This is a genomic window from Allocellulophaga tsushimaensis (genome assembly GCF_055383085.1).
In genome coordinates, this window is sequence record NZ_AP039451.1 from 1,209,829 (window position 1) to 1,224,657 (window position 14,829).

The 14,829-nt window shown below is 31.6% G+C and carries 10 protein-coding genes; 4 read left to right on the forward strand and 6 right to left on the reverse strand.

From position 1 onward, the window contains the following. Position 1: 1 nt before the first annotated feature. The 5 genes from ACZ451_RS05375 to ACZ451_RS05395 all read right to left on the reverse strand — a co-directional run bounded on the left by ACZ451_RS05375 (position 2) and on the right by ACZ451_RS05395 (position 5,989). A complete protein-coding gene (locus ACZ451_RS05375; protein ID WP_464216899.1) occupies positions 2–2,209 on the reverse strand; it encodes a peptidase domain-containing ABC transporter in 2,208 nt (735 codons plus the stop codon). 474 nt (positions 2,210–2,683) lie between these two features. Next, on the reverse strand, positions 2,684–3,121 hold the full coding sequence (locus ACZ451_RS05380) for a helix-turn-helix domain-containing protein (protein WP_464216073.1): 438 nt from the start codon (positions 3,119–3,121) through the stop codon (positions 2,684–2,686). A 353-nt stretch (positions 3,122–3,474) separates the two neighbouring features. Further along, a complete protein-coding gene (locus ACZ451_RS05385; protein WP_464216074.1) occupies positions 3,475–3,726 on the reverse strand; it encodes a hypothetical protein in 252 nt (83 codons plus the stop codon). A 462-nt stretch (positions 3,727–4,188) separates the two neighbouring features. After that, positions 4,189–4,800 carry a hypothetical protein gene (locus ACZ451_RS05390; RefSeq protein WP_464216075.1) on the reverse strand — a complete coding sequence of 204 codons (612 nt, stop codon included), beginning with the start codon at positions 4,798–4,800 and terminating at the stop codon, positions 4,189–4,191. 1 nt (position 4,801) lies between these two features. Further along, on the reverse strand, positions 4,802–5,989 hold the full coding sequence (locus tag ACZ451_RS05395; RefSeq protein ID WP_464216076.1) for a C40 family peptidase: 1,188 nt from the start codon (positions 5,987–5,989) through the stop codon (positions 4,802–4,804). Positions 5,990–6,168: 179 nt separating this feature from the next. Here ACZ451_RS05395 and ACZ451_RS05400 point away from each other — a divergent pair, with 179 nt between their 5' ends. The 4 genes from ACZ451_RS05400 (at position 6,169) to ACZ451_RS05415 (ending at position 13,184) form a co-directional block, all read left to right on the forward strand. Further along, positions 6,169–9,393 carry a ligand-binding sensor domain-containing protein gene (locus tag ACZ451_RS05400; protein ID WP_464216077.1) on the forward strand — a complete coding sequence of 1,075 codons (3,225 nt, stop codon included), beginning with the start codon at positions 6,169–6,171 and terminating at the stop codon, positions 9,391–9,393. A 166-nt stretch (positions 9,394–9,559) separates the two neighbouring features. Next, positions 9,560–11,230 carry a glycoside hydrolase family 5 protein gene (locus ACZ451_RS05405; protein ID WP_464216078.1) on the forward strand — a complete coding sequence of 557 codons (1,671 nt, stop codon included), beginning with the start codon at positions 9,560–9,562 and terminating at the stop codon, positions 11,228–11,230. Positions 11,231–11,346: 116 nt separating this feature from the next. Beyond that, positions 11,347–12,033, forward strand: a complete 687-nt coding sequence (locus tag ACZ451_RS05410; protein WP_464216079.1) for a hypothetical protein — start codon at positions 11,347–11,349, stop codon at positions 12,031–12,033. Between the two features lie 239 nt (positions 12,034–12,272). Then, positions 12,273–13,184: a hypothetical protein gene (locus ACZ451_RS05415; protein ID WP_464216080.1), complete on the forward strand. Its 912-nt coding sequence runs from the start codon at positions 12,273–12,275 to the stop codon at positions 13,182–13,184. Positions 13,185–13,553: 369 nt separating this feature from the next. Here ACZ451_RS05415 and ACZ451_RS05420 read toward each other — a convergent pair whose 3' ends face one another. Beyond that, the gene (locus ACZ451_RS05420) at positions 13,554–14,609 is read right to left on the reverse strand and encodes an IS110 family RNA-guided transposase (protein ID WP_464214865.1); all 1,056 of its coding nucleotides are present in this window, start codon (positions 14,607–14,609) and stop codon (positions 13,554–13,556) included. Positions 14,610–14,829: the final 220 nt, after the last annotated feature.

The window sequence follows — 14,829 nt, forward strand, 5'->3', positions numbered from 1 at the left end:
ATTACTTATTATTTAATCTTTCTAATTCTAATTGATTTTTCACTAAATTATAATAGTGACCTTCTGCTTTAACTAATTCTTCGTGATTTCCTTTTTCTATAATAACTCCTTTATCTAAAACAACTATTTGATCGGCATTTTTAACTGTACTTAATCGGTGAGCGATTACAACTGCTGTGCGTTCTTTAAAAAATTGATTTAAATTTTCCATTATAATTTTTTCATTGTTGGCATCTAAAGCACTTGTTGCCTCATCGAAGAAAATAAATTTTGGATTTTTATATACTGCTCTTGCTATAAATAAGCGTTGCTTTTGACCACCACTCATACCAACTCCTTCCATTCCTATTTTTGTATTATACCCTAAAGGCAAATCTTCTATGTATTCTTTGATATTGGCAATCTCAACTGATTTTCTTAATCTTTCTTTATCAATTGTAGTTACTCCTATGGCAATGTTATTAGCAATGGTATCATTAAAAATATAACCGTCTTGCATCACTACTCCTAACTGTTCTCGCCAAGCACGATGTGATATGGCTATCATATTTTGATTTCCTAAATAAATATCTCCTCCAGTAGGCTCATAAAATTTTAGTAATAATTTTATTAAGGTTGTTTTACCACTTCCACTTGCTCCAACTATGGCTGTTACTTTATTTACGGGTATTGTTAAATCTAATCCTTTAATTACCTCATCTATATTACCAGTATAACGAAATCGAATATCTTTAAGGTTAAAGTCTGCATTTAAGGGAACATCATAATTTTTTTCTTCTTCAAAACTTTCTTCATCTTCTTTATTGTGTATTTCTGCCAATCTTTCTAGTGCTATTTTAGCATCTTGGGCGGAGTGCACAAACCCTATTAATTGCATAATTGGGTTATTTAATTGGCCAATAATGTAAGAGATAGACAACATCATACCTAAAGTCAATTGGCCATCTATGACTAATTTTGCTGAAAAAATAGTAATTAAAATGTTTTTAATTTCATTGATAAAATTAGAACCTACCTCTTGAGTCTGTTCGAGTGCTAAACTCTTAATTTCAATTTTAAATATGCGTGTCTGAATGTATTCCCAGCTCCATCGTTTTTCTCTTTCCGCATTGTGTAATTTTATTTCTTGTATTCCATTAATCAGCTCCATTACTTTACTTTGTTCTCCACTCATTTGAGAAAAAAGCTTATAATCTAAGTCTTTTCTTTTTTTTAAGAAAAGCATTATCCATATAAAATAGATTAAACTTCCAGTAAAGAAAATAGTAAATATTGTTACGTTATACCAAAATAAAACACCTCCGAATATCACTAAATTAAACATAGAGAATAACACATTTAGCGAAGAGTTCGTTAGCAAATTTTCAATTCGTTGATGGTCATCAATTCGTTGCATAATATCTCCTGTCATCTTAACATCGAAAAATGAAATAGGTAAGTTCATCAATTTGACAAAAAAATCAGAGATCAAAGAAATATTAATACGAGTACTTAAATGAAGTAAAATCCATCCTCGTATTAATTCAATTGTAGTTCTTCCAATAAATAAAAAGAGCTGAGCTACTAAAATTAAATAGATAAAGTTAATGTCTTGGTTTTGGATACCAATATCAACAATACTTTGAGTTAAAAAAGGAAAAATTAATTGTAGTAAACTAACAGCTAATAAACCTATTATTAATTGAATTAAAAACCTTTTGTAACTAAACAAGTATTGAAAAAGAAAAGAAAAACCTTGCTTTGTTTCTGAATTGTCATCATCTTCTACTTTTCTAAGTTTAGGTGTTTCTTCTAGTAATAGTACAATACCTTCTTCTGTAGATTGAGTTGCTTTGTTTCCGATCCAGCTTTTTATAAAATCTTGTTTGTTAAATTCTAATAAACCATGTGCAGGATCAGAGACAAAAACAGCGTCTTTTTTTATTTTATAAACTACAATAAAGTGCTTTTGATTCCAATGTACAATACATGGTAAAGGTGCTTCTTTTTGAAATTTTTGAAAATCTGTTTTTATACCTAGTGTTCTAAAGCCTATTCTTTCTGCTGCTTCAGAAATTTTTTTCAACGAAGAACCTTCTCTGGTGGTTTCAGATAAATTACGAAGCTTAGATAAAGAAATATTTCTTTTATAATACTTTGCAATTATTCTTAAACAAGTTGCTCCGCAATCCATCGCATCAGGCTGTCTGTAAAAAGGAAATTTCATTATCGTTAAATTAATTTTTTGTTTTTACTATTATTTGCTTTTGAAACATCAAACTTTTTAACCATCACAAATGGCAGGTGTATTGCTTTTCTTCCAAATCCACTGAAAAAATTAAGTGGTCTACTGTGCCTTTTAAAAACCCTGTCCAAAAATCTCTGAAGCTACATTCAAAACTGTGTTTACAGTCATGAGGGTACGCGGACTCCCAGCTCATCACTTTGTCCTAGAACAGTACAGATACGGGTGGCCTCATTGGAATCTACTCTACATCCTATACAGAATGGTATTGATGATTTTACAGATAAGGACCGTTGGAAAAAACCTCTTCAGAGGAGCAGTGTGTTTGGAACTACCTCCTTTTCTACAGTATCTTTATATATGGGCTATGGATATTTTTGTTACCACACTCAAATTCTATAGCCCTATCTTTTTATCCTACTAAAAGTTTAAAGCACTTTAATTTTTTAGATACAATCTTTAATGTAATAGATTTTCTTTTATATATGTAGATGGGTACGTACCTGTGATAGATTTAAAGGCTCTTGAAAAGGTTTCCTGACGTTTGAATCCAAACTCATTTGCTATAGCTAGGATTGTGTAGCGTTGTAAAGTCTTATCTTCTTTTAACTGCAATAACACTTCATTAATTCTTAATCTTCTTAAATATACTCTAAAACGTTTTCCTTTATAATTATTAACAACATTAGAGAGGTAAGTGGTATTCGTTTTAAAATTTTTAGCTACAGAATATAATGTAATATTTTGATTGAGATACTCTTTATCTAATTCAAAATGATCAAGAGCAGTTAATATTTTATTGGTTATGTTATCGTCTAAGATATTTGAATGAGCTGTATTTGTAGCTTTTAAACGATTTGTGGGTTTGGGAGGGGCTTGGGGCTTTTTAATCTCCATACTTTGTAATTTTTTTTTTTTTAGGTAAAAGTTCAGGCAATGATAATTAATCATGAATAAATTGTCAAAATAATGGTGTTATTTTTTTGTTTAAGTTGTTGCGTTTTTATAAATTAAAGGCAAAATTTACCTAAGTCATTGATACTTAATAAGTATGTACAAATAACAAGTATAAAATAAGTGCTTAACTATAAATACATCTAAAAATAGGTGTTTAACTCATCTCCTTTTTCTATTTAAATCTCTTCATTAAAAAACCCCTACAGTTACGCTGCAAGGGTTTCTTTAAAATTAATGGATTGTATAAAAAGTATCCTATTGTTTACTTTTTATTAGAGTTTCTAAAGCTATCTTCATGGTCTTCGTCTTCGTCTGTACGCACTACATCTCTTAGCCTGAGTAGGACATCTTCCTCCCTTTAACTCAGAAGAGGCATTGTCATCTAATTTTGTAAATCCTAGCTCGTTAATACTTTTTTGATTAACTACCATTGTGTCTTTTAATTTAAAAATTTCCATAATTATATTTTTTAATTTATTTAACCAAATATCTACATCATTATGAGCCAAAACAAGTAAAGTATCTGGCGCTTTATAAAAGGTCAAAAAAAGAGGTTAACTCTTTGAAAAACAAAGCTTAACACAAATAACAAAACCAGTAAATACTAAAAATTAGTGTACAGAAAATTGGCCCTCTATTATACTATTTTATTAAGCCATTTTAAAGAATTTTTTACTTGCCTGAGAGCTCTTTAAACTAATTAAAAACTCTTTCTAAGCGCCTGGTTTCAGTAATAATTTCTGCAGATACAAACATGTTTGGTAAGAGAACAAAAAAAATTAACCTTTTGAAAATATTTATAATTTAACTTGTTTATTGAATCTAAAAATAGGAAAGAATTATTCTTTAAATACAACAAGCTCATTTCCAGTAATCCAACTTTTTAAAAAACTGGAATTAGTACTTATTTCTACTATATAAAATTTAGTGTAGGACAAAAAAACATCAGATTTTTCAATTTCTTCTATTTCTACTCCTTTTGCCTCAATATAATTGGAGTGTATTAACTACAATTTTCCTTTTTCTTTTAAAATATACCCTACATGGTTTTGATCAAAACCAATAAAATGAATACCTTCTGGTAGTTTTTGATGAATTGTATTTATATTTTGATCGCTAGAATTTCCTGATATTGCTATCAATTGAGAATTAACAGCGATACTTTTTGCTTCATTAATAGGGCTTTGTTGTGCTAATGCATATCTATTTAAATGTACGCCTACATCTTTAAGAGTTGTAGACACAAAATAACCACAGGCTATCTTTCCTTTTTTTGGTGTTGCGGTATGTCCTTCAAAAGACCAAGGAGTGCCTTCCCAAAATGGGATTACCTGATGCAGTAATGCCTTTTTAAATAGTTTACTAAGGGAGTCTGTATTTACAGTATTGAAATTGATTTCTGCTCTAGTTTCTTCAATAGCCTTTTTTACAGATTCATAGCTTTTATTGCTATCGCTTTCTAGTTTTAGTTCTGCTAAATTTTTAATTGAAGATTGTTGTTCTGTTGATTGAATTGTTTCAATTTTCGTTTCAAGATTGTTGTCCTCTATAGCATCTTTAGCTTGTCCTTTACAACTAATGCATCCAAATACGAGTATTGCTATTAAAAATAATTTCATTTTAAAAAATAGGAACCTCAGCTAAATTAACCAAAGCCGGTTCTTGTTGTTTTAAAAGCCGTTTGGTGCGTAAGTATCGGTTTAAATTAAAGGCATCGTAATTCTCGGCATTTTTATCCATACTACTGATATGTACTTTACCAGAAGAGTGTATAAATTCATTATTACCAATCCACATGCCAACATGCACTACCCTTTCTTTTTTTGTCTCTGTAGCTGGTGTTCCAAAAAATAACAAGTCTCCTACTTCTAATTTTTCAAAGTCTTTTTGATCATCCACCAAAAGTCCGGTATGCACTTGTTGGGATGCATCTCTTGGGATCACTAAACCATTAAGAAAATAAATGGTTTTGGTAAAGCCACTACAGTCTACCCCTTTAGTAGATGTTCCGCCCCATAAATAAGGCAAGCCCATCATTTTTTTAGCAGTTGCTACTAAAGTGTTATCATTAGGGCTTAACTGCTTTAACCAAGCATTGTAAATTTTAGCTTCTCCTTTTTTTATAAATGCCAAACGCCCATCAGGATATTTTACTTGATAAAAATCGTTTTCTTCTGCTATCAATTCTAAAATACTTCCAGAAACTAAATCAGAAACTATAGCTGCATTTACATCAGTACTTTCGTAAGAATACCCAAATGTATTGAGATAGATAACTTTTTTAGCTGCTTTCCAATTTTTATATATTTCTTTATTTTGAATGCTAATGCCACCATGGTCTACCCAAGAAATGTATTTATCTGGTGTTTGTACCAGATACCAATCGCCCTCTCTTTTAAATACTTTTAAAGGCGTTCCTAAGGTGGCTTGTGTAGCCAATTCGGAAGAATGGCCTTGCTTGCTTCTTAAATTTGCTACAGATATATTTACTAATGCCAAGGTACTATCTGCAAAAGCTGTCTTTGGTAATACCGTAATACGATCTGTATATGTTAAATTGTCTTTTTCTAATAGACTTTTAAATTTGGCAACAGCATCGGGTAAATTACTTTCTCCTTTTAGCACATAACTATGGTCTTTTTTTGTGACCTCAATATTAAATAGGGCTACACGTTTATCTGGAGCAAATTCTGTTTTTATCGCTGCTACTTCTTCTTCTAAAAGCTTTTCTTCTTTCGGAATAGTTTCACAGGCAGAGAAGCTTAAAATCAATAGAAAAAATAAGAAAAAATGTATGTTTTGCTTCATTATAAATTTAAATGTTTGTGCTAAACTAAAGTAATAAAATTATTTACAATTAAAATTACTCCATTTATCGTGTTTATATTTCTCTCTTTGTTTTAAAAATACGATCATTTAATGAAAAAGAATTTCAAGGTTTATTTTAGTAATATTTTACTATTTTTACTGTTAAATTTTTTTGATAAATGCAATATCTCAGAAATAAAATATTTTTTGCCACGGTATTGTATTTTCTTACCTTAATTAGCCTTAATGCTCAGTTTTTAGAAAAAAATGAAGCTAAACTTTCATCCAATTACCCAAATTGTATTATTCAAGACTCCAAAGGATTCATTTGGATTGGCACCAATAATGGGTTGAACCGATATGATGGGTATCATTATAAAATATTTAAGTATGATGTAAACAATCCCAACACCATTTCGGATAATTTAATTAATGATTTATTAGAAGATTCTGAAGGAAATATATGGATTGCAACAAATGGCGGCGGATTAAATCGTTACAATACCACTACGGGTGTTATAACTCGTTTTAAACATCAAAAAAATGATAAAAGCTCGTTAAGTAATAATGTAGTAAACCGAATATACGAAGACAGTAAGTCAAGAATATGGGTAGGCACAAAAAATGGGTTGAATTTGTTTGATCGTTCCCAACAGAATTTTCAACATTGGATACAACCTAACACATGTGAAAAATGTAAATATTCTATAAAAGGTATTGTTGAAGACCATAAGGGTAATCTTTGGATAGGAGATGAGTTTTATGGGCTTTACTACTTCACTCCTTCTAATGGTACCTTTACTACGCCTCATTTAAAATATTCTGGTGAAGATAAACTTCCTTCAGAATTTATAAGTGATCTCGTTTTTGTAGATGGTACGCTTTGGGTTGGTACAGACAATGGAGTAGCACTGCTAAATACAAAGACTAAGGCGTATGAAAAAATTGCACTAGATGATATCAATGATAGAAATTTTATAAAAGATGTATATATCTGGAGTCTTTATAATGATCATAATGGAGGTATCTGGTTATGTACAAATGGTAATGGTTTAATCCACTATAAATTAGGGACAAACAAAATAGCTGTTTATACCTCTGATGGAAACTCCAATTATAAGATTGCTAATAATTTAGTACAAGATGTTCTTGTTGATAAATCAAAAAACATTTGGATAGCGACTAGAGGAATGGGCTTGAGTAAATTGAATATAAAAAATTTAATCTTTAAACACTGGGAAAATGATATAAACAATAGCAATTCGTTAGTAAATAACGATGTAAGGGCAATGTTACAAGATCCAGACAGTACCATATGGATAGGAACTAGTAATGGCCTAAGTCGATTCAATCCAACATCTAATTTATACAAGAACTACATAAAGGACTTTAATTACAAAGCAGATATAAAAAAACCTAAAATCCGTGAAATCTATCGCTCAAAAAGCAATGATTTATGGGTAGGTACTCAAGGCGGTGGACTCTATCAATATAACCAAAAACAAGATCAATTTATACTAGCAAAGGGTTTTGCAAATAGTCCGCTAGCAACTAAACTGAGACATATTGAGAGTATCTATGAGCCAGAAGATGGCATACTCTGGCTTGGTACGATAGGAACTGGTTTTCTAGCCTACAATACTGTTACAAGCGAATTTAAAACCGTAAACCCAAAAAATAATAATGAGACTTTACTTAATTTATATGTAAACTGTGTATTAAAAGCTTCTGAATCAGAAATATGGGTAGGGAGTAATAGAGGGTTGATTCTTCTTAATACCAAAACTCATAAATTTAAACTATGGGATTATAAAGATGGTTGTGACAACTGTATTATTGGAAATAAAATTCGTTCTTTATTCCTTGATAGTAAGCATAAATTATGGATTGGTACTAGGAGTGGCTTATCTATATTTAATCCTAAATCTGAAAAATTCGAAAAATATGGAATAAATGAAGGCCTACCAAGTGAGGTTATCTATGGCATTCTACCAGGTATTGATCATCATATTTGGCTAACAACACCTAATGGCGTCTCTAGAGTTAATCCTCTTAATATGCAGTTCAAGAATATTACCATTCCCAAAAATAACATTCTAGACATGGGAGGTCATTCGCTAGGCTTAGATGGGACTTTATTAGTAGGTGGCACTACTGGATTTACAATGTTTTACCCAAATGATATAAAAAGCAATACATACATTCCTAATGTAGTTTTTACCGATATAAAAATTAATAATCAATCGATATCTTTTGACAAAAATATTTCTGAATTAGATGCCATAGATTTAAGCTATGACCAGAATAATTTAACCTTTGAATTCTCCGCTTTAGAATTCTCAAATTCTCAAATAAATAAATACCAATATTATTTAGAAGGGTTTAATAAAGAATGGATTAAATATGGTACTAAACATGACCTAACTTTTACAAATTTAGATCCAAAAAAATACGTATTAAAAATAAAAGGTTCTAATAATGAAGGAGTCTGGAATGAGCAAGAAACATCATTAATTATTAATATTAAACCGCCTTGGTGGGGAACTCTTTGGTTCAGAGTCCTTGCCATTTTATTAATAATTGGATCCATTTTTACAATCTATTATCTACGAGTTACAGGCTTAAAAAGAGCAGAAGCCCTACTACAAAAGGAAGTAGCTAAACAAACCAAAGAATTGGTAGAAAAAAATAGCGAACTAGAGAAATTGCATAAGGAAAAGGATGGAATTATCGGTATTATAGCTCATGATTTACAAAGCCCTCTTGGTAATATTTCTGGTCTTAGTCAATTAATAGAAGATAATGGAAATTTAGATGAGGAACAAAAAACATATATTGGGTACATTAATGAATCCGTTAAAAATGGGATTAGCCTCATCACAGATTTACTTTTTATGAGTAATGTAAATCATGAAAAAAAGAGAATTGAATCTAAGAACTTTAAGCTTTCTGAGTTTATTGAAGAATGGGAGAAAAGCTACATGACTCGGTTAGATCAAAAAGATCAAAAACTGATAACGTATTTTGACGAAGAATCCGTTAAAATCCATGCAGATAAAAAATTGGTCACCCGTATTTTTGATAATCTGATGACGAATGCTATTAAGTTTTCAGAAAAAGGGAGTAAAATAGAGTTATCTGTAAACACTAGCAATAATGATGTAGTTATTTCTTTTAAAGATTATGGCCCTGGCATGTCTAAAGCGGATCAGAAAATAGCATTTGGAATGTTTCAAAAACTCTCTGCACAACCTACCGATGGAGAAAGTTCTCATGGATTAGGTTTAGCAATTGTTAAAACATTAGTAGAAAAGCTAGAAGGGTCCATTAAAATAGAAAGTACCCTAGGCCAAGGAACTAGCTTTATTATTAGTTTGCCAAAAGAAAAAAATACAAGCTCATAATCTAATCAAGAAGTATATATTAGCCACTTTTTAAATCTCTCTGTTTTTAAAATTCAAGCCTTCTAACACTTTTTTAAACCCTAATTACTAGGTTTTTGATTGCTAAAAGCTAAAATCGTAACAACCAAAAATCATCTGTTTTCCGTATATTTAGTAAAAAACCGCTATGAAACCTCTTTTTTATACCTTTTTGTTGTTTTTATGCATTTCTTGTGGTAAAGATGCTGTAAATGTTATTAGAGTTGAACCAGAACCTGTAAGTGAACCTACTCCAGAACCGGTAGCAGAAGTTAACGAAGATTTAGTACTACAATTACAAGGCACACAAATAGTAGATGCAGACCAAAACCCTGTCTATTTAAAAGGAGTTGCCTTTGGGAATTTTATCTGGAAAAATAGTGACTTGCCACGCGAAGAGCATCATGCCGAAATAGATTATGAAAGAGTAAAAGCAATGGGCATGAATGTCGTACGTTTTTACCTCAACTATACTACTCTAGAAGATGATGCCAACCCCTACACCTACAAACAAACGGGTTGGGATTGGATAGATAAAAACATTGAATGGGCCAAAAAGAATGATGTGTATCTTATTTTAAATATGCATGCACCACAAGGAGGTTACCAATCTCAAGGAGAAGGAGATGCGCTATGGGAAGACGTAGAAAACCAAAATAGATTAGCTGCGCTTTGGAAAGCTATTGCCGAGCGCTATAAAGGCGAAGTGCAAATTGCAGGTTTTGGCCCTGTAAATGAGCCTGTACCTACGCAATCTATAAACCAATGGACCACTCTTGCACAAAGACTTATTAATGAGATAAGAACTGTAAATAAAAAACATTTGCTTTTTATAGAGCAAGCTATATATGTAAAAAACAGCCCGGAATCTGATAATCTTAATTTTCCAGAAGTTAACGGCACAAATTTAGTATATGAGTTTCATGGTTATGCGCCTTTCTTTTATACACACCAGTTACTAGAATTTGCAAAATTAGGTGATGGTGGACAGTATCCTGATGAACAACAAGTAGAAGTAAGTAGCGCGGCTGAATGGTATGCCACTACAAATAACCCTACTCTAGGCAGTGGAACTTCTGATTGGACATTTTATGAGGGAAATCGCTATACCATAAGCGATCCTAATATTAAAGTGGCTACACCTATTGTAGCGGGTACTAATATTGGTGATGGTAAAGTATTTTTTGATGATATGGTAGTGAAAGAATATGACCCAAATGGTAATTTTACCAGAGAAGTTATTAGCTTAGACCTAAACGATCTCAACGGATGGTTCTATTGGAATGAAAACGGATCAGGAAACTCTGGTTTAAGCAATTCTGAAGGGAATACCGATAGCAAAAGTCTTTTTATTGAAAATGCATCTGGCAATTGCAACCTGTCTAATGGCATTAAAACCTTTATACCCAAACAAGGCTATTCTTATGAAGTTAGCGGCTGGATGAAAGGTATTGATGCTGCTACCAATAGTACCTGCTCTTTACGTTTAGATTTTTATACTTCAGACGAACCTGTTTTAGTCCGCAATAAAGCCTATTTAGAAAGTGAACTTCGTAGTTATATTGACTGGGCTGCTACTAAAAATGTAACATTATATATGGGCGAATTTGGTGCTGGGTTCCCTTGTTTTCAAGACGGAAAAGGTGGTTTAGATTTTGTGACCGATATGGTATCTATTGCTCAAGAAAATAACATTCATTTTACCTACCATACTTATCATGAGTCTGCTTTTGGTTTGTATTTAGGAAATAATGAATTGCCTGTGCCCTCAAATGCCAATACAGCACTCATTGATTTGTTTACTAGGCTTTTGAATTAAGGTTTTGGTGTCTAAAAATAGCTAAAGTTTATTTATTATCTTAGTGCGCACACAATTGGATAGCATCAATGATGCTATCCAATTGTTGGCATTCATTAAAAATACCAAACAAAATAATGTTAAGACTAATCATTCTATATACATTTCTTTTAAGTATTGATTGCTATTCCCAAACGGAATCATATTTATATAAAGAAGATTCGAATGAGTCAATTGAAGATATTGTTAAATTACTGAATCTAAAAAATGCTAAAGAAATTTCTATTTATTGTAAAGCAAAAGGCAAAGACATACTTTTAGGCAATATCATTTTGAATGAAGACGGAAAATGTGTAGAAAAATCATATTCCCGATACGGATACAAATATTACTATACATACAATAATGATAACTCAATTGACATAAATGATAGCGATCTCATAGTAATTACAGGCGGATTTCTTGATACGCCACCACCCTACAATGGTGATTCAAATAATTACACTTATAACTCAGATGGTTATTTAATTAGATATTTTAAAAAAGGTTTTTTTCATCAAAGCTCCTTTTCAGAAAAAGACACAAAAGGGTATGAAAATAACGAATTAGAATATAAGTTTGATTACAATAAAGAAAATCAAATAATTAAATTCTATAAAAGGATTCAAACTACTTGTACTAAGGGTGAATTGACTACTGAATTCAACTATATAAATGACAATATTATTGAAGTTAAATGTAATAAAGTTGGACACAGATTTCCTAATGAAGGTTTATTAACTTTTTCTAATGATAAGCTCTTGTATAAAATTAAGTATTACTAAAAAAAAACAAAATGCCAACACGGTGTATAAAACATAGCTAAAAAGTACTTAGTCGAAAGGTTTGTGTATATTTATAAAGTCCGCCAAATTTTTAATTTGGCTTTTAAAAGAGAAAAAATTAAAAACAAAATATAAAAATTTGGCTCTGTGTTATCCCGATAGCTATCGGGACGAAAAGTTAGTGTCTTTTTGCACGCTACGTTTCATACACAAGACCGTTGTATGCCATACCAATCATTATGAAAACTAATCATTACAATTTTATTTCAGGTATTGAACTACCCGATAAAACAATTTTAATAGCTGCAGAAGATAATAATCTAGATTTAGATACCTCTCCGCACACAATTCTTTTACGCAGAACTCCAGATGGAAAGTGGAATAAACAGGCACATACTCGTTGGATAAGTGCAGGTATTTCATACAATTCAGAAAAAAATGGAATTGCATTAATTTCACCTTGGGGTAGATTTGTAAATGCTTCTCCTGGCAAGAATTCAAATGCAAACCTTATTGAAGGAATTAATAAAGAATACCCAATAACAGTTTTTCGATTTTTAAAAAATATTGATGGTAAGGTTTATGCAGGAGGAACTAACTACTATTTATTCCAAGAAGGTAAAAATAATTGGAAAGAATTAAGTCATGATTTGACCAAATCAAATCATTCTCTTAAAAGTTTTGAAAACTTAACGGGATTTAATGAGAAAGAATTATATGGATTTGGTTGGTCAGGACTTATATTTTCAAACTCGGAAGGTAGTTGGAATCAAATAAAATCTCCGACCAAACTGATACTAAATGACGGAGATGTTCATAATAATGAAGTATTCATTGGTGGAAATGATGGAGTCATTCTAAAAGGACGTAAAAACAAATGGACAATTATTGAAAATAAATTATTGACTAAAGATATTTGGTCAGTCAGAAAATATGGAGACGCTATATATTTTTCAACTTTATCGGGCATATTAAAATGGAAAGACAATAAACTGTCCATATTTAAGCAGTTAAATACTAACATGCGTACATCAATGATTCTTTTTACAGGGCCAAGTGGTCTTTGGTCCGTTGGAACTTCCGACATCGCCCTTTTTGATGGTGAAAATTGGCAAACTATCGTACAAAAGGATTCAATTATGTTTGATTGACTTACGTATAATTCATGAAATTTTGAAAAAAATAGACTATTGCGCTTTAATCAAAAACTAATTAATAAATAGTGTTTTAATAAAACGGCATACAACAATGGCTCCTATGAAAAGCCTTAGTCCAGTTCTCTAAAGATAAATAATATTTTCTTTTTTGCTTTAAACCACCTTTTTTTCTTTTAATATAACTTGCTCCGCATCCTATTTGTGATCGATTCTTTTTTACGAAACGTCACCAGCATCTGTATGATTATTAAGTTATAATAAACTCGGTCACTTGCTATAAAAATGTGATTCTAATACCTTAGATCACCCACGTTGTTTTGTGATACGAGCTTTATCTATGAGCTTTGTTATGGTTACTTTTTATCAGGATATCACTCCTATCGTATAAGGAGTCTCTGTTTTTATAACTGCTAATGTTCTACTTAGTAACTTTCTTGCTACTTTGATAATAATACTCTTTACGTTCTTACCCATATGCTTACGGTAATATGCCTGCATCACAGGATCTGTACGTATCGCTTGCCACGAGGCTTCAACAAAATAACTTCGTATCAGTCGATGTGCACGTGGTGTAATACCCATGATCTTATAGTTAGCACCACTTTGATGAACCCCTGGGGCTAAACCCACATAACCTGCTAAATGCTTTACACTATTGAATCTGCGTAAATCGCCTAATTCACACAAAATACCACAAGCAACTATCCCGCCAATACCAGGGATGCTTCTCAGTAACATATAGTCCTTCTTATAATGCGTCTTGCAGTATCTTCTCAATTGTGTTGATACACCTCGTAACTCTTGATCTATAAATCGGAAGGAACGCATGCGACTCTCCAAAGTAGCTTTTGCCGTTGGATGTTTAAAAACTATAGCATCTAACCAATTACGATACTTATGACTCCAATGGTCATTATCAAATTCCTCTGGTTCTTTAATGCCAAAATACAATAACTGCATCTTGATGTAACTCTTAATCCTTCTAAAATCTTTAACCAAATCATTTCGCCTTCTAAACAAACTACGAAGTTCTTCTCGCTTGATATCTCGTATTATGATACTTTCTAAACGACCATCTTTAAGCTCTCTAGCTATCAACTGTGCGTCTATATTATCTGTCTTGGTATGTTTCTCCTTACCTTTTCTATAAATATCAGCAGGATTGACTACCAAGCTGCGCCAACTATAACTCTCAAAACAACGGTGGGCATAATAACCACAACAACCAGCCTCATAAGCTACACTTACTTGATGAGCAGAAAAATGTTTTAAAACATATCTATACAATTGTTCCGGATCAGGAGACATACTAAATGATTTACCCGAAAATAAATCCGTAGCACAATGAACCTTCCAACTTCTCTTGTGTATGTCAATGCCAATATATAACTTAGGGCATGCAGTAATTTGAGTTTCCATATCTTTAATTTTTAGTTCACTTTAAAGATACTCGACTTACTGCTTTTTCATCGATGCTATAATTAATACGGGTTTTGGTACTTAACCCAAAGTTCGGAGCTTTAAATCAAGTCCACCAAATCTTTTGATTTGGCTTTATAAACAAAAAGATAAAACAAAATAAAAAGTTTTGGCTAAGTGCTTAATCGAAAGTTCACTACTTTTAATTCCCGTACTAACC

Bases quoted from the DNA above. Each gene is read 5' to 3' on its own strand.
- ACZ451_RS05380 (WP_464216073.1), bottom strand. From the start codon at position 3,121: ATGGAGATTAAAAAGCCCCAAGCCCCTCCCAAACCCACAAATCGTTTA.
- ACZ451_RS05390 (WP_464216075.1), bottom strand. From the start codon at position 4,800: ATGAAATTATTTTTAATAGCAATACTCGTATTTGGATGCATTAGTTGT.
- ACZ451_RS05395 (WP_464216076.1), bottom strand. From the start codon at position 5,989: ATGAAGCAAAACATACATTTTTTCTTATTTTTTCTATTGATTTTAAGC.
- ACZ451_RS05400 (WP_464216077.1), top strand. From the start codon at position 6,169: ATGCAATATCTCAGAAATAAAATATTTTTTGCCACGGTATTGTATTTT.
- ACZ451_RS05405 (WP_464216078.1), top strand. From the start codon at position 9,560: ATGAAACCTCTTTTTTATACCTTTTTGTTGTTTTTATGCATTTCTTGT.
- ACZ451_RS05410 (WP_464216079.1), top strand. From the start codon at position 11,347: ATGTTAAGACTAATCATTCTATATACATTTCTTTTAAGTATTGATTGC.
- ACZ451_RS05415 (WP_464216080.1), top strand. From the start codon at position 12,273: ATGAAAACTAATCATTACAATTTTATTTCAGGTATTGAACTACCCGAT.
- ACZ451_RS05420 (WP_464214865.1), bottom strand. From the start codon at position 14,609: ATGGAAACTCAAATTACTGCATGCCCTAAGTTATATATTGGCATTGAC.